General features: G+C 40.8%; 15 protein-coding genes. 8 read left to right on the top strand and 7 right to left on the bottom strand.

Annotated elements, in window-relative coordinates:
* Positions 1-8: 8 nt before the first annotated feature.
* Positions 9-533 carry a hypothetical protein gene (locus K8F54_RS02850; RefSeq protein WP_290786702.1) on the top strand — a complete coding sequence of 175 codons (525 nt, stop codon included), beginning with the start codon at positions 9-11 and terminating at the stop codon, positions 531-533.
* Here the strand turns inward: K8F54_RS02850 and K8F54_RS02845 are convergent.
* The 3 genes from K8F54_RS02845 to K8F54_RS02835 form a co-directional block, all read right to left on the bottom strand.
* Complete coding sequence (locus K8F54_RS02845; RefSeq protein WP_290786700.1) at positions 530-1,444, bottom strand: patatin-like phospholipase family protein; 915 nt, start codon at positions 1,442-1,444, stop codon at positions 530-532. The two genes, K8F54_RS02850 and K8F54_RS02845, sit on opposite strands and share 4 nt — an antisense overlap.
* Positions 1,441-3,498, bottom strand: a complete 2,058-nt coding sequence (locus K8F54_RS02840) for a M1 family metallopeptidase (RefSeq protein ID WP_290786698.1) — start codon at positions 3,496-3,498, stop codon at positions 1,441-1,443. Before K8F54_RS02840 ends, K8F54_RS02845 begins: the two co-directional genes overlap by 4 nt.
* A gap of 100 nt (positions 3,499-3,598) precedes the next feature.
* The gene (locus K8F54_RS02835; RefSeq protein ID WP_290786696.1) at positions 3,599-4,987 is read right to left on the bottom strand and encodes a peptide-N-glycosidase F-related protein; all 1,389 of its coding nucleotides are present in this window, start codon (positions 4,985-4,987) and stop codon (positions 3,599-3,601) included.
* A gap of 131 nt (positions 4,988-5,118) precedes the next feature.
* Between K8F54_RS02835 and recG the strand changes: the two genes are divergently transcribed.
* From recG to K8F54_RS02815, 4 genes are all read left to right on the top strand, one after another.
* A complete protein-coding gene (gene recG / locus K8F54_RS02830) occupies positions 5,119-7,224 on the top strand; it encodes an ATP-dependent DNA helicase RecG (RefSeq protein WP_290786694.1) in 2,106 nt (701 codons plus the stop codon).
* 100 nt (positions 7,225-7,324) lie between these two features.
* Positions 7,325-7,903, top strand: coding sequence for a phosphatase PAP2 family protein (locus K8F54_RS02825; RefSeq protein WP_290786691.1), 579 nt, complete (start codon positions 7,325-7,327; stop codon positions 7,901-7,903).
* A 160-nt stretch (positions 7,904-8,063) separates the two neighbouring features.
* Positions 8,064-8,537, top strand: a complete 474-nt coding sequence (locus K8F54_RS02820) for a GNAT family N-acetyltransferase (protein ID WP_290786689.1) — start codon at positions 8,064-8,066, stop codon at positions 8,535-8,537.
* Positions 8,521-9,180 carry an intradiol ring-cleavage dioxygenase gene (locus K8F54_RS02815; protein WP_290786687.1) on the top strand — a complete coding sequence of 220 codons (660 nt, stop codon included), beginning with the start codon at positions 8,521-8,523 and terminating at the stop codon, positions 9,178-9,180. The genes K8F54_RS02820 and K8F54_RS02815 overlap by 17 nt, the downstream gene beginning before the upstream one ends.
* A 9-nt stretch (positions 9,181-9,189) precedes the next feature.
* Here the strand turns inward: K8F54_RS02815 and K8F54_RS02810 are convergent, their stop codons facing one another.
* Complete coding sequence (locus tag K8F54_RS02810; protein WP_290786685.1) at positions 9,190-10,413, bottom strand: TlpA disulfide reductase family protein; 1,224 nt, start codon at positions 10,411-10,413, stop codon at positions 9,190-9,192.
* 215 nt (positions 10,414-10,628) lie between these two features.
* On the opposite strand from K8F54_RS02810, the gene pheT reads away from it, so the two are divergent.
* Positions 10,629-13,055 carry a phenylalanine--tRNA ligase subunit beta gene (gene pheT / locus K8F54_RS02805; RefSeq protein WP_290786683.1) on the top strand — a complete coding sequence of 809 codons (2,427 nt, stop codon included), beginning with the start codon at positions 10,629-10,631 and terminating at the stop codon, positions 13,053-13,055.
* A gap of 15 nt (positions 13,056-13,070) precedes the next feature.
* Here the strand turns inward: pheT and K8F54_RS02800 are convergent, their stop codons facing one another.
* Complete coding sequence (locus tag K8F54_RS02800) at positions 13,071-13,640, bottom strand: fasciclin domain-containing protein (RefSeq protein WP_290786682.1); 570 nt, start codon at positions 13,638-13,640, stop codon at positions 13,071-13,073.
* Positions 13,641-13,783: 143 nt separating this feature from the next.
* On the opposite strand from K8F54_RS02800, the gene K8F54_RS02795 reads away from it, so the two are divergent.
* Positions 13,784-14,509 (top strand): hypothetical protein, encoded by a 726-nt coding sequence (locus K8F54_RS02795; RefSeq protein WP_290786679.1) that lies wholly within the window; start codon positions 13,784-13,786, stop codon positions 14,507-14,509.
* Here K8F54_RS02795 and K8F54_RS02790 read toward each other — a convergent pair whose 3' ends face one another.
* Positions 14,510-16,135 carry an ATP-binding cassette domain-containing protein gene (locus tag K8F54_RS02790; protein WP_290786677.1) on the bottom strand — a complete coding sequence of 542 codons (1,626 nt, stop codon included), beginning with the start codon at positions 16,133-16,135 and terminating at the stop codon, positions 14,510-14,512.
* 152 nt (positions 16,136-16,287) lie between these two features.
* Here K8F54_RS02790 and K8F54_RS02785 point away from each other — a divergent pair, with 152 nt between their 5' ends.
* Complete coding sequence (locus K8F54_RS02785; RefSeq protein ID WP_290786675.1) at positions 16,288-17,694, top strand: thioredoxin-like domain-containing protein; 1,407 nt, start codon at positions 16,288-16,290, stop codon at positions 17,692-17,694.
* Between the two features lie 45 nt (positions 17,695-17,739).
* Here K8F54_RS02785 and fsa read toward each other — a convergent pair whose 3' ends face one another.
* A complete protein-coding gene (gene fsa, locus K8F54_RS02780; RefSeq protein ID WP_290786673.1) occupies positions 17,740-18,393 on the bottom strand; it encodes a fructose-6-phosphate aldolase in 654 nt (217 codons plus the stop codon).
* Between the last annotated feature and the right edge of the window lie 12 nt (positions 18,394-18,405).

Genomic DNA, 18,405 nt, shown 5'->3' with positions numbered 1-18,405 from the left:
TAAAACTTATGGAAGAAGCAACACAAATCCTCAGCTATGTAGCCTATCTTTTACCCGCGATTGTAGTAGCCGTAATTGCCTACTATTTTTTTAAGGGACATACCGCCAACGAAGAAGGACGGCGTCGCTACCTAATTCAAAAGGAAGCACAGAATAAAATACTCCCCTTGCGATTACAGGCCTACGAAAGAATAACGCTGTTCTTAGAGCGTATGGATCCCAATAAATTATTGATCCGGGTAAAACCATTTGCCGATGAAGTGGAAAAGTATGAAGCCTTACTTATTAAAAATATTGAACAGGAATTTGAACATAATCTTACGCAACAGATCTATCTAACGCCGGAGTGCTGGAATTTGGTAAACGCCGCTAAAAATGCCACCATCCATGTAATTCGACAAGCGGCTATGCATGAAAAAAATAAAACGGCCGATCATTTACGGGAATGGTTACTGCGTAATTTTATGGAAGAAGTGACTCCCTCCCAAAAAGCACTGCTCTACGTCAAGAAAGAAGTGAGCGAACTGTATTAAGTTTCCTGGGCTTTTATCTCGTTGAGATCCGTGTTCTTCTGTTTTGCGTATTGATAGCCACTTTCCCACCATTTTGCCATCATTGTTTTGTCGAAAATCAAAGAGTTTGTCGTTAGCACGGTAGGCGTATAATAAAAATTGATAATGGCATCGTGATTTCCCGCAACAAATTTACCTATTCTAATATTTTGCTTTTCTACACGGTCAAGCATATACGCATGCATATTGGTTAGCAAAGAAAAAACATTTTTTGAGGGCAATCGGTTGTAGTAGGTTACTTCGGTTTCAAGAATGATCACATCTACAGTGGTCGCACCTCTGTTAATAGCCTCTTCGATTGGCACCATACTACCAAATCCACCGTCGGCATATTCACAGCCTTCCTTTTTCACCAAACTCATAAACGGAATATAATTACAGGAGATCCAGATCCAGTCTAAGAAATCTTGGTATTCAAAATCTTTGATCGATTTGTATTCTACCTGATTCAATGAAAGATTAGAAACAGTGACTACTACGTCTTTCAGGCTAGATTTTAATTCATTGAATTCGGTTTGCGTTAAGGTGTTTTCTATCAATTTCCGTAGGTTATAACTCTCACCAAAGGTCTTACTGCCGCGTAAAAAGTTTCGTAACACCCCAAAATGATCAATGGCAATCTCTTTTCCTCCATACTTTGTCTTTTTTATAACGAAAGGGCGAATGCTGAAGATACTATTCTGACTCACAGACGTATATACCTCTTTGATCTTTTCGATCTTGTTCAGCGCCAAATGTGAGATCATGAGGCTACCGGTAGAGGTGCCCACTAATATATCGTACTTGCGAAATTTTTCCTCAATAAGGTATTGCGCGACTCCGCCTGCAAAAGCCCCTTTACTTCCTCCTCCCGAAATTACCAACGCTCTCATTTCAATTCAAATTTAGACTTTAAATAGTTTTGTTCTTTTTCTGAAAAGCTCTCCAGTAGGCTCACTACGGTTGCGTAAGCGGCTGCTTCGGTCATGACTTCAGCTAGCATATTCCTCGCAACATCTCTAAAACGCCAATAATGATGTACCGATCCATTTACCAAACTTCGGAGAAATACTTCAGAATAGGGCTTAAATTGAAGCATATAGGCAAAGGCAAGCTCCCTCACTTCAAAGCTGTATTTCGAGGTGGTATATGCTTCCAGTTCTTGAAAAAACTGCTTTTTTTCAGACTCGCTAAATCCATCCGAATTAATAGCAATATACAACCAAAGCTGTCGAATGTTTTTATTCTGAAACCCCTCTACCTGTTTCAACTTGTCCAAATATAGCGTTCGGTTTTCCGGAAACTGACTGCACAGCAAATACAAAGCGGCTTCTTGAGTCACATAGGAGGCATCATCAAGCAGTGACTCATATTCCACCCTAAGTTGTTTAGGAATTATTTCTAAGGACATGGCAATCGCCTGTCTCACATATAAATTATTACTTTCAAATCCCTTCTTGTAAAGTGCTATGGTTGCTGAAATTGGCTCGCCGTCCAATTGATAGATCGCTTCCTGCCCTATAAAATCGTTAGGAAATGTAAGGGCTGTCTTTAGCTGAATTATTTTCTCGGACAGGGGTATTCGTCGCAATGCTGTCGCTTCGAAGTAATCTCTTATAAAATCCGATTCGATCAATGAAGTGTACGCCTGCTCTGCCTTAAAAGCACTCTGTTGCAACCAATCGGCTTCCCATCGTGCAATATCTTTGTTTGAAACTGCCTTCACTTCATTCAAAAAATCCTGAGTAGTTACATTCTTAAATTGATGGCGGTGCAAATAGTTCTGAATGGCTTCAGAGAAAGCCTCTTCCCCAACCAACTCATTCAAAATATGCAAAGCCCAGGCTCCCTTTTCGTAAAAAGTCAAGGAGCTGGCTTTCGGATTTAATAAGGACTCGCCTTTTCCTTGTTCACTCAATTCGATTAGCTGCTCGGCCGAATTATACAGCTTCCAATAGTAATAATCCTCCCCATAGATATTTTTTTCGGCTAAAAGTGCATAGTAGGTAGCAAACCCTTCATGCAACCAATGATGGGTGCCCTCGGTTTCGGTAACCAAATTACCAAACCACTGATGTGCCAACTCATGTGCATTGACATTTACATAGCTTCGATCGTTAAAACCAATAGAATCTACTACAAACGCTTCCGAAAAAATGGTCGCTGTGGTGTTTTCCATGCCGGCGTACAAAAAATCCCGCACCGGTACCTGCTTATAATTTTGCCAGGGATAGGGCAGGCCAATTTCGGTTTCAAAAAAATCGAATAGCACCTTGGTGTACCGATAGGTAGGTTCTACCTTCGCGCTATCTTTGGGGTGGTAATACAAGTCGATAGGAATACCACTGGTGGAGGTAAGCGATTTCTTCTTAAAATTTCCAATGGCAAACGCCACCAGATAACTGGACATAGGCTGCTGCATATCCCAATCCCAATACGTGAGTCCATTTCTTTCGGTAGCCGACTTGAGACTTCCGTTTGCCATGACCGTAGTACCCATAGGTGCTGCAATGGTTAGATCGAATTCGATCTTATCGTTCATATCGTCGATACTCGGCAACCAATGTGAGGTATATTTTCCTTGTCCCTGGGTCCAAACTTGATCTTCGATAAAGTACATCGTTTGCTTCGGATTGGCTTCGTAATTAAAAAATGCCACATATTCGCGATCCTTAACAAAAGGGCCAATCAACCAGATTTTATTGGCTTCAGCCTTCGCCTGAACCCCCTCCAATGCGACCTTGGTTATTTGCATATTAATGGCATCCAGATACACCGAATCGGTCTTCTGAAGCACCTTAAATGTGTATTTTACAGTGCCTTTTACCTTTTTTTCAGAAAAAATTGGCTGGATAGTCGCTTCTGCTTTTAGAAAATCTACATCTTGTACTTGTTGGGCAAAGATGTGCCCATATAGAAATAGCAGAAAAAGAGATACAACTTTCATAGAAATAACAGGCTACAGTCCGGTATACTAAAGGTATAGATTATTCATAAAAAAAGCAGGTATTTCTTACAATACCTGCTTTTGAATAGTTAAATGTTGTTTATTCTGTGACCATTGGAGTTTCAATAGGAGAATTACTTTTAACGACCACAAAGGTAGAAATTGCATAGTAAGCGTTGTTAGTTCCTCCGCTATCACTTGTCCAGTCCTCTAGATCATATTCAAATGTAAAAGTCTGACCTGCCATGGCAGGATCGAACATATCTATTCTATTAGGAACCGACATCCCGGGGCACCAACCGGCTCTATCGGGCGCCCAATTTCCACCTTGGGGTGCCACCGGATTTGAACTACAACCAATGGGGCCCATATAATGCTCAAACGTCTCTGCTCCGTTAATAAGTATGTGATGTCTTCTAAAACACCATTCGGCACAAGGTCTTCCTCCCGGGTCGTTTGGTGTTGCATGTCCCCAACCCGTAATAATGGTTCGCAGAAAAGTCGCTTCGGCATTCTGCGGAATAGAAATGGTCTTATCGACATCAAATTCGTTAGGAACCCCGTATGGGATACCATCTAAGGAATGTCTGTTGTATTGTAGTACTTCCGAAATAGCAGAATACGGATATTCGATCTCTCCTCCTGTGGTCACATCAAACTCGACGGAAACATTCCATCCATCCGATCCCCAAACTTCTACAAACGATTTCAGTTCAACACTGCCTGTAAGCAGAGATTTAAAATCGGTTACGTCAATTTCGAAACCTCTTTCCAATTGGTGGTTGTCCACCCCATAGGGTGTGATATATCTTCCTATTTCCATCCAAGTGGAGGTTGCTGTATTCTTAACTGCAATGTTTGCATACACATCCCAGGCATTGCAGCCACCGTCGGGGCATTCCAATTTCACAAACATGGTAATATTGGAAATCTGTGTCATGTCCTCAGGAAACTGGAATACATTGGTATGGCTCTGTGACAGATTTTCTCCAAAGGCGTGGTGTACTTGTTGAAAGGTGGTAATGGTCGTGGTCTCTTCTACAGCTAAAACACTGGTTCCGGTCAATGAAATGGTTTCGGTACCGGCTTCTTCGCTCGAAATCGTGATGGTTCCTGTGATGTCTCCTAGAATCTGATTCTTTGGAGCAAAGCGCACATAGACCATTTTATCATCGATATTTGCATTGGCGACAGTATATGAAATCGTATTGGTATAGACATTCCCGTCTCTTGAAATTTCAAATTGTGCTTCGGAAGAGGTAACGATCAATTCATTCGTCAAATTGCTTGCGTCGATTACGAACGATTGCCTTTCTGACACCTCATTAAGTACTTCCTCACCAAAATCCAGCGCCGTTACATCTACCGTAAATTGTGGGCTTAGGTCCAATGTGGTACCGGTTTCATCATTACTACAGTTGATAAATAGTAAAGAAGAAGAAATTAAAAGAAAAAAAGCGAATGCCTTTGTATTGAAAATTACCTTCATTGTAAATTGAGTTTATTTGAGTGGTCGAAAATACCAAAAAATACCCACATTTTCATGCTAATTATGTATCAATACAAGGAATTATATAAAGATACATTCTTCAGGTTAGAGGGATTTGTTAAATTCGTTTTATGAATACCAATTTCCTGCAAACGCCAATTGAATATTTAAAGGGTGTTGGCCCCAATCGCGCCAATCTGCTCAAAATGGAGCTGGGTATTCATACATTTCAGGATTTATTGAATCTTTTCCCGAATCGGTATCTGGACCGGACGCAGTATTATAAAATTGCTCAACTACAGCAGACAAATGCCGAAGTACAGATCATTGGTAAGATTACGCATATAAAAACTGTGCAGCAACAGCGTGGCAAACGACTGGTGGCAACATTTGTAGATGAAACAGGTACAATGGAGTTGGTATGGTTCCGTGGACATAAGTGGATCAAGGAAAACCTGAAGATTAATGTACCTTATGTTATCTTCGGAAAATGTAACTGGTTCAATGGCGCTTTTTCGATGCCTCACCCCGAAATGGAATTGCTGGAAGCGCATGAAAAAAGTATACGATCTGCCATGCAGCCGGTGTATCCTTCCACCGAAAAATTATCAAACAGTGGCATTACAAATCGAGTGGTCAACGGACTCATGCAACAGCTGTTTTTGGAAGCAAAAAATGGCTTTGCCGAAAGTCTCTCAAAACCCCTTTTGGAACAGCTCAAATTGCTCCCAAAAAACGAGGCGCTTTTCAACATACATTTTCCGAAAAGTCAATCGCTTTTAGCACGCGCTCAATACCGATTAAAATTTGAAGAATTGTTCTATATCCAACTGCAATTAATTCGAAAAAATTTACTTCATAAAGCGAAAATTAAAGGATATCCTTTTGAAAAAGTCGGACCGCTTTTCAACACCTTTTACAACGAACATTTACCCTTCGAATTAACCGATGCTCAGAAGCGTGTCATCAAAGAAATTAGGAACGACCTGGGGAGCAATGCCCAGATGAACCGACTCTTACAAGGAGATGTAGGTTCGGGGAAGACCATAGTGGCGTTAATGTCAATGTTAATAGCACTTGACAACGGTTTTCAAGCCTGCTTAATGGCGCCGACTGAAATTTTGTCAGTCCAGCACTACAATGGTTTACTTGAATTATGTAACAATTTGAATACCAGTATAGAAATACTCACTGGTTCAACTAAAACTTCAAAAAGAAAGGAAATTCACGAAAAACTTGAAAATGGTGCATTAGACATGCTCATTGGCACCCACGCCCTACTGGAAGACAAGGTTAAATTTAAAAATTTAGGGCTTGCTATTATCGATGAACAGCATCGTTTTGGCGTGGCACAACGCAGTAAATTATGGCATAAAAATGAATACCCTCCGCACGTCTTGGTGATGACCGCCACCCCTATCCCCCGCACCCTTGCCATGAGTGTATATGGCGATCTCGATATTAGTGTTATTGACGAACTTCCACCCGGCCGGAAAGACATAAAAACAGTGCATCGTTTTGACGCGAATAGGCTGAAGGTTTTTCGGTTTGTACGAGATGAAATTTCGAAGGGTAGACAGGTCTATATGGTATACCCATTAATTCAGGAAAGTGAAGCCCTGGATTATAAAGATCTCATGGATGGCTATGAAAGCATTGTTCGTGAATTTCCACTTCCGAAGTATCAGGTCTCCATCGTGCATGGAAAAATGAAACCGGCCGACAAGGAAATTGAAATGGAACGTTTTGTCAAAGGCCAAACACAAATCATGGTAGCTACTACCGTTATTGAAGTAGGTGTTGATGTGCCCAACGCCAGTGTGATGGTGATTGAAAGTGCGGAACGTTTCGGATTGTCTCAATTACATCAGCTAAGGGGCCGCGTAGGGAGAGGAGCTGAGCAAAGCTATTGCATCTTAATGACAAGCCACAAACTTTCAGCCGATGCCAAAACACGCCTGGAAACCATGGTTCGTACGGGAGATGGCTTTGAGATAGCTGAAGTAGACCTCAGGCTACGAGGTCCGGGAGATCTAATGGGAACGCAGCAAAGTGGTGTACTAAATCTACGGATTGCAGACATTGTTAAGGATTCGGAAATTTTAAAGATAGCGCGAAGTTATGCCTTTCAGGTATTAAAAGGCGATCCTTCTTTGTCGCTACCTGAAAACCTTCCGATTAAAAAAACCTTTGTACAACTTGCCAAATACAAGAATATATGGAATTACATATCGTAAGAAATCCATACGGATTTCTATTTTTTTCCGTTCTATTTAACACAGTGGAAGATGACGCAAGGAGTAATTCACCTCGAATAAGGTGACAACTAACCATCGTATGAAGAACCATTTAATTCGCTTATTTCTGCTAGTTCTCTTTCTCACCCCTACAATCAATGCACAAGTTAGTCTTGATGGAACCCACGAAGAATGGGAATATGCCCTGGAAGGCACCGGGGATGTCCTTCAAATTGGAATTCCTATTACGGCGGGTATTGTTTCAATTTTGGAAAAGGATTATGAAGGCACCAAGCAGCTTGCGCTTTCGTACGGCACAACTATGGCAATTACTTACACTTTGAAGCATCTTATAAAAAGTAAAAGACCCGAGGGGCGAAACAGATATGACTCCTTTCCAAGCGGACACACCTCTTCGGCATTTTCGGGTGCGGCCTTCATCCAGAAGCGATACGGATGGAAATACGGATGGATTGCCTATACTTTAGCCAGTATTGTGGGTGTAAGCAGAATGGAAGGCCCCGATGGCTATCACGATTTTTGGGACGTTGTAGGCGGTGCTGTTATTGGTATTGGAAGTAGTTATTTGTATACCACCAAGTACCAAAAGAAAGGTGTTCAAATAAGTTTCGTTTCGGCTGACAATGTCTATTTACTGAGTGTCAACTTGCAGTTTTAGCTGCCCCTCAACTCCTAATTTCGTGCTCAATAGTATATATTGAACCCTAGTTAACGAACCTACATTGATCAAAATTTCTGTAACTTTATGGTACCCTGACACTAGAGGTGATAAACTTTGACAACAATATAATTTACTTTCAAAAGGAAGGCCGAAGCAAATGATTAAAACAGTTCGCACCAGCTCTGAAAATCCAGATTTTATAAAACTGGTCGCTTTGCTGGATGCCGATCTGGCAATTCGCGATGGGGAAGAACATGACTTCTATCATCAATTCAATAAGATCGATGCTATCAAACACGTTATAATTGCCTATGAAAATGAAACACCTCTGGGATGTGGCGCCATCAAGGAGTTTGACCCATACTCCATGGAAGTAAAGCGCATGTATACGCTGCCCGTCAGCAGAGGTAAAGGTATTGCAACTATGATTTTAAACGAATTAGAACATTGGGCTACCGAGTTATTATATGATCGTTGTATCCTTGAAACCGGGAAAAAACAACCGGAAGCAATTGCCTTATACACCAAGAGCGGTTTTAAACTCATTTCAAATTACGGGCAATATAAAGGCGTTGAAAACAGTTTATGCTTTGAAAAGAAACTTAAACAAACCCATGAAAATGTTAATTGATTCCATACGCATAAAGCAACTTGTTAGCGCCACAACAATTTTACTGGTTTTTGCCGCCTGTAATTCACAATCGGATAAGCAAACTAATATTAAAACTGGTGTTGGCGGACCCTGCGAAGGTTGTGAAGCTATTTTTGAGTATGGTGATAAAGTATTATCAACGATTGACACGCTCCCTGCTTTTTCAGAAAATGAGCCAAAATTAAAAATTACCGGAACAATTTTCGAGCGCGACGGAAAAACACCGGCCAAAGATGTCATAGTGTATATTTATCACACTAACCGGGAAGGGATCTATGAGCAAAAGGGCAATGAAACTGGCTGGGGTACACGCCATGGGTTTATCCGTGGTTGGATTAAAACAGACCTTGATGGAAAATATACCTTTTATACCTTTAGACCTGCCTCTTACCCCAATAGAGATGAACCGGAACACATCCATATGACCGTAAAAGAACCCACAAGGAACGAATACTACATCTCGGACATAGTGTTCGATGATGACCCCTTACTCACAGCTGATAAACGAAACAGCCTTAGGGACAGATGTGGCTCGGGCTTGGTAAAATTGAAAGTGGAAAACAATATCCTCACCGCCCAACGGGATATAATTTTAGGGAAAAACATTCCTAATTATCAATAATGCGCTCCTTTATTCAGCTTCCAATTCAGTGACAAAGCTTTCAAACTCATTAACAAATTCGGTGTATTTTTCTCCTGTGGCTGGCCCGTTAAATCCGGTATGAATCTTTCGCACCTTCCCCTTTTTGTCAATAAATATCGTAGTTGGGTATGAGAGTACATGATTGAGCATAGGTAGTTTCTCATTGGCCTTGACTTTGCTGCCCCCTCCTATTTGTGCCAACAAGATTGGATAGGGAATATCTAGTGCTTTTCTTAACTTATTTATTGCTTCGATCGCTTTTTCTTCGGTCTTGGCATATTCAAAGGCCAATGCGACGATCGCTATATCTTTTTCCATATTGGCGTTGTAGAATGCGGTGTAATATTTACTCTCATCCAGACAATTGGGACACCAGGTCCCCATAATCTGTACGATTACGACCTTATCCTTAAATACATTATCAGTTAGCGAAACCATATTCCCATCGGTGTCGGGGAAGCTAAATGCGATCCTTTCATACCCTTCCTTTAAAAAGGTGAGCGAATCGGCTTTCGGTAATTCATAGTGTTCATTTCGTTTGGCTTCAAATGGCTCTTTCCAATGATTGCCACTGTAAAAAACACCTGTCATAGTACTATCCGAAACCCTAGCTTCAAATAAAAAGGCATGTGCTCCATCGAAGGTAGAGAGTTTTAAAGAATCTCCGTCTACTACCCCATCTAAATAGCGATAGTCTCCGGTGGTCGTACGAAAGGTGCCGGTAACCCTCGATTCTTTTTGTTTAAATATTCCTTTTGCGATATAACGGTCTTCCACAGTATTGGGACTAAAGACAGTCTCCCAATTTCCGGAAACATCCTGCGCCGGTGATGCATTGGTTTCGAAACGTTCAGCAGTGCCAAAATTCATTCGAAACGGAACTATTCGGTCCAAGCTTGGCTTTATAAAATCGCCTGTGATGGTTTCTTCGGTATAAATTCCTTTAAACACCCCTTCAAAAACCGGATGCAAAATTAAAATGGAATCTCCGGTCCGCACTACATCCGACATTTCGATCGCTTCATCTGCGTTAAAAAACACAATTTGGTCATTCGCCCTATACTCCATTGTAAATGGAAGTTCTTTCCCGGCTCCCAAATCAAGAATTACATGCCATTCCCCTATTCTAGGAGCTTTTGCGGACTCACTGCAGGAAGTTAGGAGGATGCTTATAATAGATAAAACAAAAAATGCTCGCTTAAAATGACTCATGTTTTCGACTTTAGGATTGCTAAAAATATAAGAAAAAAGGATGGTACTTCCAGAAACCATCATTATTTTGGATGTGTAATTTATCACTCAGAATCAAAAATTCGTTCTTCCCTTGAATTGCCTTATAAAAGAGCGCCTAATTCGGAACGAATTATACAGCATTGTTTGAATGCTAGGCGCATTATTTTATCTTTGTGCCTTAAATTACAACCCGAATGAAGATTTCATACAACTGGCTGAAACAATTTGTAAAAATTGACTGGGATGCGGAAAAGACCGGTGAACTGTTGACCGATCTTGGATTGGAAATTGAAGGCATTGAAAAATTTTGTTCCGTACCCGGAGGCTTAGAAGGGATTGTAGTTGGACATGTGGTGGCATGCGACCAACATCCAAATGCAGATCGGTTGAAAGTAACAAAGGTGGATCTTGGCGATGGTGAACCGGTTCAAATTGTCTGTGGAGCCCCCAATGTGGCCAAAGGTCAGAAGGTACCCGTTGCGACTATCGGGACCACACTATACGATGCCGAAGGTAAGCCGTGGCAAATTAAAAAGGGTAAAATTCGCGGACAAGTAAGCGAAGGAATGATCTGTGCAGAAGATGAACTGGGACTAGGACAAAGTCATGAGGGAATTATGGTATTGGACAAAAAGCTGAAACCCGGTACACCCGCCCACGAAATTTTTGAAGTGGAGAACGACTATGTTTTCGAAATTGGTCTTACTCCAAACCGAGCAGACGCAATGAGTCATTGGGGTGTCGCCAGAGATCTTCGCGCAGGGCTGCTGCAACAGGATGTGGCAATAGAACTCATTACGCCTTCCACCAGTAGTTTTCATGTGGATAACCGCACTTTGAAAATTGACATTAAAAAGGTGGATAGTGAACTGGCTCCCAGATATTGCGGCTTGACAATTAGCGGGCTAATTGTGACCGAATCCCCTACCTGGCTTCAGAATAGATTAAAGGCTATTGGACTTTCTCCAATCAATAATGTAGTAGATACAACCAATTATGTGTTGCACGAATTAGGGCAACCCCTGCACGCCTTTGATGCGGCAAAAATTTCAGGAAATGAAATTCAGGTGAAAACCTTAGCTTCCGGAACTAAATTCACTTCGTTGGATGAAGTTGAAAGGGAATTGCATGCAGAAGATCTAATGATCTGTGATGCTGAAGGGCCTATCTGTATCGCCGGAGTGTTTGGCGGAATAAATAGCGGTGTGACCGAAGCTACTACGTCTATCTTTCTGGAGAGTGCCTATTTTAACCCTATTAGTATTCGGAAAACGGCAAAGCGTCATGGCCTGAATACCGATGCTTCATTTCGCTTTGAACGTGGAATTGATCCAAATATAACCGAATACGCCTTAATGCGTGCAGCGATTTTGATCACTGAAATTGCCGGCGGTGAGATCACTAGTGACATTACCGATATTTATCCGAAGAAAATAATGGATCATCAGGTGGTGCTTTCGTTTGAAAATGCCACCAATCTTATCGGTGAAGAAATTCCGAAGGAAACCATAAAAAGCATCCTTACCTCTTTAGATATCAAGGTGAATAACGTCACCGAAAGCGGCATTGGAATGACCATTCCTGCCTACCGAAACGATGTGACGCGCGAAGCAGATGTCATTGAAGAAATCCTTCGGGTGTACGGTTACAATAAAATAAACTTTACCGAAAAACTTCACGCATCTATAGCTACCACTGAAAAGGTGGAAGATCATAAAATTCAGAATAAGACTGCCGGACAATTAATGTCTCTCGGATTTCATGAAATGTTGAATAATTCGTTAACATCTCCCAAATACATTTCCCTCAGTGAACATTTAAACGAAGCACACAATGTGACCATGTTAAACCCATTGAGTCAGGAACTTTCCGTGCTACGGCAATCTATGTTGTTTGGTGGCCTAGAAGCCTTGGCGTATAATAACAATAGAAGGACACACAATGTTAAATTGTTCGAATTTGGAAAAACCTATCACGCCTATGGTAGTGGTTATACAGAAAACAAGCATTTGACCGTGATCATTTCGGGGAATAAGGAAGATGACAGTTGGGCCGGAAATACGCAAAAAAGTGATTTCTTTTATACAAAAGGAGTTGTCACGGCGATCTTAGACCGGTTGGGAATTTCGGGGTTTTTTGAGAAAGGGCTTAATAACGATATCTTTTCGGAAGGACTACAGCTGGAGAAGAACAATAAGACTTTGGTTGCATTTGGTGTTGTTAAGAAAAAGATCGGCAAGCACTTTGGAGTAGACGGAGAAACACTGTATGCCGATTTTAACTGGGACGCTGTTTTAGAAGAAATCCCAAGAGGAAATCTTGTGATGGCTTCCATACCTAAATTTCCATATGTAACAAGGGATTTTGCCCTGCTATTGGATGATTCAGTAAGTTTCGAGGGACTGAAAGAAGCCGCGATGAAAACCGAAAAGGATTTATTAAAAGAGGTTACACTCTTCGATGTATATATGGGGAAAAACTTGCCAAAAGGCAAAAAATCCTATGCGCTTAGCTTTACTATTCAGGACGAAAAGAAAACGCTAACCGACAAGCAGGTTGACAAGATCATGAAGAAGTTGCAAGATCGTTTTGAAAAAGATTTCGGAGCCAGTCTGCGGTAATCTTAGACACTACACTTATTCCGAAGGAAAAACAAGGCCGTCTACTATGTGGAAAAAGCCTTGGTTGTGATAAAAGTTGGCGGCTGTAATGGTGGCTATATTTTGATCTGAATCGAATAGCACCAACGCTCCATCAATTTCCTTTACGCCCAAATCCTCTCCGTTTAGTGTTTTTACACGAATAGCACCTCCATTCTTTTCGATGGCCTTTTTTAAAGAATAACTATCCAAACGCCCCGGAACTACATAGAAGGTAAAGAAGCGTTCCAATCGATGGCCGGTTTCAAATAGCGATTTATACGTCTCTTCCGGAAGCGATTTATAGGAAGTATCCTCCGCGACAAAAACGGTATACATTTCGCCTTCCTTAAAGAGTTTTTCTGAATACATCTTTAAAATAACGCCGGTTTCAGTGAAGGTAGAGGCCTGTGCTAAATTTTCCATAAGTGTCTTGTCCGATCCAAACATCACTCCATTCCATTCGGTTTCTACCAGCACATTGTCTGAATTCAAATATTTCTGACTCAATAATGTAGTACTAAAAAAGAGAACAAAAATCAAGCTGAATGTAGCAGCATATCTCATACTATAAATCTTTAGCGATAAAAATAAACAATTACACTACCACAACGCATATAGTCCCCAATTATTTAAAATAGGATTCAAAAAAAAGTTAAAATCTTGTTTTGGAGAAAACTAGTATGTACTTTTAGTTTACAATCTACGCTATGATTTCTAAAACAAATATCGAGTCGCAACTTGTAAAAGTGCGTAAGCGACGTGTATCGGACGCAATATTGCTTCAGGAGTTGGAACAGGTCCTTGAAAAAAATAAGGTCGAACGACTACAAATTAAACAAACGCTCCAGGGAACGCCGCCTTCAAACGAAGAAGATGCGAATACCATGAACCTCAATTTGCTTTCAACTGAAAGCATCTTCCACCTTCAGGACATCAAAAAATTATGTGTCGAATACCGCTTGCGGTTTTTGGATGCTCATTTTTTTAAAGGTGAATTCCCTTCCGAAGCTATTTCAAAAATTCGACACCTCCAAAAGCAGCACAACACTACCTTGCAGGGTTTTAAAATAATGGCACCTGCCAAACTACTCAAACTGGAGAATGCAGACGATCCGGTCTTATTTGCTCCATTGGGAAATGATTATTTTTATCTGATTCATAAATGGGGGAACGATCTACATCCGTTTAGGAAAATCCTGATGTGGCCGTATAAGAGTTTCGAAAACTTAGTGTTTACAGTATTTCTTATAAGTTTGGTTCTCACAATACTCGCACCGATGAAATTATTTACCCATACCCCTGCAACTCAGGAATATGTATTGCTCTTTCTTTTTATGTTCAAGGCAGTAGGGGGAATTGTCCTTTTTTATGGGTTTGCCAAAGGAAAAAACTTTAATGGGGCTATTTGGGATAGTCGGTATTACAACGGTTAATTACACTGCTACAGCATACATTTTATCACGAAGCTCTTTGAGCTTTTTATCATTCATATACTCGTCAAAAGTCATATATCGATCAATTACCCCGCCTGGCGTAATCTCAATCACCCGATTGGCAACTGTTTGCGCAAACTCATGATCGTGCGTGGTCAATAGCACCGTTCCTTTAAAATTCTTAAGCGAATTGTTAAATGCAGTAATCGACTCCAAATCCAAGTGGTTGGTTGGTTCGTCTAACATAACCACGTTGGCGCGCATCATCATCATTCGGCTTAACATACAACGCACTTTTTCGCCTCCGGAAAGCACATTGCATTTTTTAAGCGCTTCTTCCCCACTAAACAACATTTTTCCAAGGAAGCCACGGATATATACTTCCTCTCGTTCTTCTTCGGTCTTTGCCCATTGGCGCAACCAATCGACCAAGGTCATATTGTTTTCGAAGAAATGATGATTATCCAAGGGCAAATAACTCTGATTGGTAGTAACACCCCATTGATACGTACCCGAATCTGCTTTAATCTTGTCGTTTATAATTTCATAAAAAGCAGTGGTAGCGCGAGAATCCTTCGAATATACCACCACTTTATCACCCTTTGTAAGGTTGATGTCTACATTTCTGAATAAGGTTTCCCCATCACTGGTCGCGGCAAGGTTTGAAATATTTAGAATTTGATCTCCTGCTTCGCGCTCTCGTTCAAAAATAATGGCGGGATACCGTCTGCTGGAGGGTTTAATATCGGAAACGTTTAGCTTCTCGATCATTTTTTTTCTGCTGGTCGCCTGTTTCGATTTGGCCACATTCGCTGAAAACCGTCTGATAAACTCTTCCAATTCCTTTTTCTTTTCCTCTGCTTTTTTGTTTTGCTGTGCGCGTTGACGTGCGGCTAACTGACTACTTTCATACCAAAAGGTATAGTTTCCACTGTAGTGATTTATTTTACTGAAGTCAATATCGCTTATATGCGTACATACCGCATCCAAGAAGTGACGGTCGTGAGATACTACGATTACACAGTTATCGTAGTTGGCCAGAAAGTTCTCAAGCCATGTAATGGTTTCGTAGTCCAGATCGTTGGTAGGCTCATCCATAACCAACACATCCGGGTTGCCGAACAAGGCCTGTGCTAACAGTACTCGTACTTTTTGCTTTCCGTCCAAATCGCTCATCAAACTGTAATGATGGGCCTCTCCTATTCCCAAATTGGATAATAAGGCCGCTGCATCACTATCGGCATTCCAACCGTTCATCTCTTCAAAGCGAACCTGCAATTCACCAATTTTTTCGGCATTGGCATCGGTATAATCTTCGTAAAGTTTATCGATTTCGGTCTTAATAGCATACAACTCCTTGTTACCACGCACCACTGTTTCTAACACCATATATTCATCGTACGCATTGTGATTTTGTTCTAAAACAGACATTCGTTTGCCCGGTTCTAAATGAACATGTCCGGATGTTGGATCCTGTTTCCCTGAAATAATCTTCAAAAAAGTGGATTTCCCGGCACCGTTTGCGCCTATAATTCCGTAGCAATTACCTTTCACGAACTGGGTGTTTACCTCATCGAATAAGATCCGCTTACCAAATTGAACAGAAAGATTTGAAACTGATAACATACGCTAATATTACGTTTTTAAATTTGGCGCAAAAGTAGCTAATAAACTGGTATTGAAGAAACATTAACGTTTTAAAATTCCTTTTAACGAGGAATTAACAAATTGCGCTAAAACAGTGGTTATTTTTGTGTTGGTTGAAAATTCTAGGTCCCTTGTATAGAAAGTTGCTTTTTCTTTTTGGAACGCTCATTATTATTTCCTGTAACAATGGAAAATCTAATGACACGGGTACCGTATGGATTGGCGGCGAGGTGATTAATCCTAAGACCGATTTCATTGTACTCTACAAGGATAACTGCATCATAGATACCGTAAAATTAAACAGCCGTAACTTCTTCCTGTACGAAACCCAAGACCTGCACGAAGGTTTGTACGCTTTTCAGCACAATGAATTTCAATTGTTTTATGTAGAACCCGGCGATAGTCTTATGTTACGCGTCAATACAGTCGATTTTGACGAATCGCTCACCTATACCGGCATTGGCGCCGATAAGAATAACTTTTTGATGGAATTGTTTCTACTAAATGAAAGCGAAACCATGCAGGTTCCTAAGTGGTATGCCCTACCACCGGAGGTCTTTCAAAGTAAATTAGATTCTTTGAAGGATATTCGAGAGAGGTTTTATACAGAGTTTGTTTCGAAATACGATCCAAGTAAAGGTTTCAAGCAAGTTGCCAGAGCCTGTATCGACTACGATTATTTTTCCAAAAAAGAAATGTACACCTCGGCCAATGCTGCAAACAGCGAACGAAGTGATCCTGCAAATTTTCCACATGATTTTTATGACTACCGAAATAAAATAGACTTTGGTAGTGAAGACCTTCGTTCCTATTATCCGTATTACCGTTTCTTGAACAGGTATTTCGATAATTTAGCGTATCAGGGATATAAGGACGAGGAGCGTATGTATATGAATAAGTATTCTTTTCAGCATTGTGAGCGAAAATTTAACATTATCGACAGCCTGGTTACAAATGACTCCTTAAAGAATAATTTATTGCGCTCGTGTATTCGTCATTACCTAATCAACGGGAAAGATGCACAAAATGAACAGCAAATGGTGCAGCTTTTTCTGAAAATGAATACCAATAAGTCACATCATAAAGAAATTAACAAACTCGCAGAGGCTACGATCAAACTAACTCCGGGCAACCTTATACCGAACGTTTTATTAGTATCGACAGACAACACCGTTAAGGACTTACAAAGCACCATCAAGAGGCCTACTGTACTTTATTTTTGGTCGTCGCAATCCATTAAACATTATAGAGATATTCACGCAAAGGCGGCCGAATTAAAGGAAAAATATCCCGAATACGATTTTATAGGGATCAACACCGATACGCATTTTAAAAAATGGCGCGATATTGTTCGAAAATCGGGCTACAACCCCAGCACCGAGTTTCAGCTGGAAAACATAGAGGAGGCAGAACATAAGCTTGTGCTAAGCTTTATGAACAAGTCTATGATACTGGATAAAAACGGTATTATCCTAGAGGGGAATACCAATTTGTTTGGAAGTAATATGGAAGCGCTACTACTTGGTTATTTAAACTAAAAAAGCCCTCCATTCGGAAGGCTTAGACTATTCACTTTATTTTCTTTAATTTCCTTTTTTGTAATCGGCCAAAAACTTAGCCAATCCAATATCGGTAAGTGGGTGATTCAATAAGCCTTCAATAGAAGATAATGGTCCTGTCATTACATCGGCTCCCAATTTAGCACATTCTATCACATGCATGGTATGACGTACCGAAGCCGCAAGTATTTGGGTGTCGTATCCATAATTATCGTAGATTAATCGTATTTCGGCAATTAGGTTCAAACCGTCGGTCGAAATATCATCCAATCGGCCAATAAAAGGAGAAACATAGGTTGCCCCGGCTTTTGCAGCCAATAATGCCTGCCCCGGAGAGAATACTAATGTGCAATTCGTTCTTATTCCGCGATCTGAAAAATATTTAATGGCCTTCACACCCTCCTTAATCATAGGCACTTTAACTACGATCTGCTCATGCAATTCGGCCAGCTCTTCGCCCTCTCTTACCATACCTTCAAAATCGGTTGCAATCACTTCCGCAGAGACATCTCCATCCACTATATTACAAATAGCCACATAATGCTTTAGAATGTTGTTTCGTCCAGTAATTCCTTCCTTGGCCATCAACGATGGATTGGTAGTTACCCCATCCAAAACTCCTAGGTCCTGGGCTTCGCGTATTTGATCTAAATTTGCCGTATCAATAAAAAATTTCATCTGTATCTACTG

Source organism: Altibacter sp. (assembly GCF_019913785.1).
In the GTDB taxonomy this organism is placed as follows: Bacteria; Bacteroidota; Bacteroidia; order Flavobacteriales; family Flavobacteriaceae; genus Altibacter.
The sequence above is the reverse complement of the archived record's forward strand: the minus strand, read 5'-3'. Positions and strand labels throughout refer to the sequence as shown.

Coding starts and splice junctions, on each gene's coding strand:
- K8F54_RS02850 (WP_290786702.1), top strand. CDS start 9: ATGGAAGAAGCAACACAAATCCTCAGCTATGTAGCCTATCTTTTACCC.
- K8F54_RS02845 (WP_290786700.1), bottom strand. CDS start 1,444: ATGAGAGCGTTGGTAATTTCGGGAGGAGGAAGTAAAGGGGCTTTTGCA.
- K8F54_RS02840 (WP_290786698.1), bottom strand. CDS start 3,498: ATGAAAGTTGTATCTCTTTTTCTGCTATTTCTATATGGGCACATCTTT.
- K8F54_RS02835 (WP_290786696.1), bottom strand. CDS start 4,987: ATGAAGGTAATTTTCAATACAAAGGCATTCGCTTTTTTTCTTTTAATT.
- recG (WP_290786694.1), top strand. CDS start 5,119: ATGAATACCAATTTCCTGCAAACGCCAATTGAATATTTAAAGGGTGTT.
- K8F54_RS02825 (WP_290786691.1), top strand. CDS start 7,325: ATGAAGAACCATTTAATTCGCTTATTTCTGCTAGTTCTCTTTCTCACC.
- K8F54_RS02820 (WP_290786689.1), top strand. CDS start 8,064: ATGATTAAAACAGTTCGCACCAGCTCTGAAAATCCAGATTTTATAAAA.
- K8F54_RS02815 (WP_290786687.1), top strand. CDS start 8,521: ATGAAAATGTTAATTGATTCCATACGCATAAAGCAACTTGTTAGCGCC.
- K8F54_RS02810 (WP_290786685.1), bottom strand. CDS start 10,413: ATGAGTCATTTTAAGCGAGCATTTTTTGTTTTATCTATTATAAGCATC.
- pheT (WP_290786683.1), top strand. CDS start 10,629: ATGAAGATTTCATACAACTGGCTGAAACAATTTGTAAAAATTGACTGG.
- K8F54_RS02800 (WP_290786682.1), bottom strand. CDS start 13,640: ATGAGATATGCTGCTACATTCAGCTTGATTTTTGTTCTCTTTTTTAGT.
- K8F54_RS02795 (WP_290786679.1), top strand. CDS start 13,784: ATGATTTCTAAAACAAATATCGAGTCGCAACTTGTAAAAGTGCGTAAG.
- K8F54_RS02790 (WP_290786677.1), bottom strand. CDS start 16,135: ATGTTATCAGTTTCAAATCTTTCTGTTCAATTTGGTAAGCGGATCTTA.
- fsa (WP_290786673.1), bottom strand. CDS start 18,393: ATGAAATTTTTTATTGATACGGCAAATTTAGATCAAATACGCGAAGCC.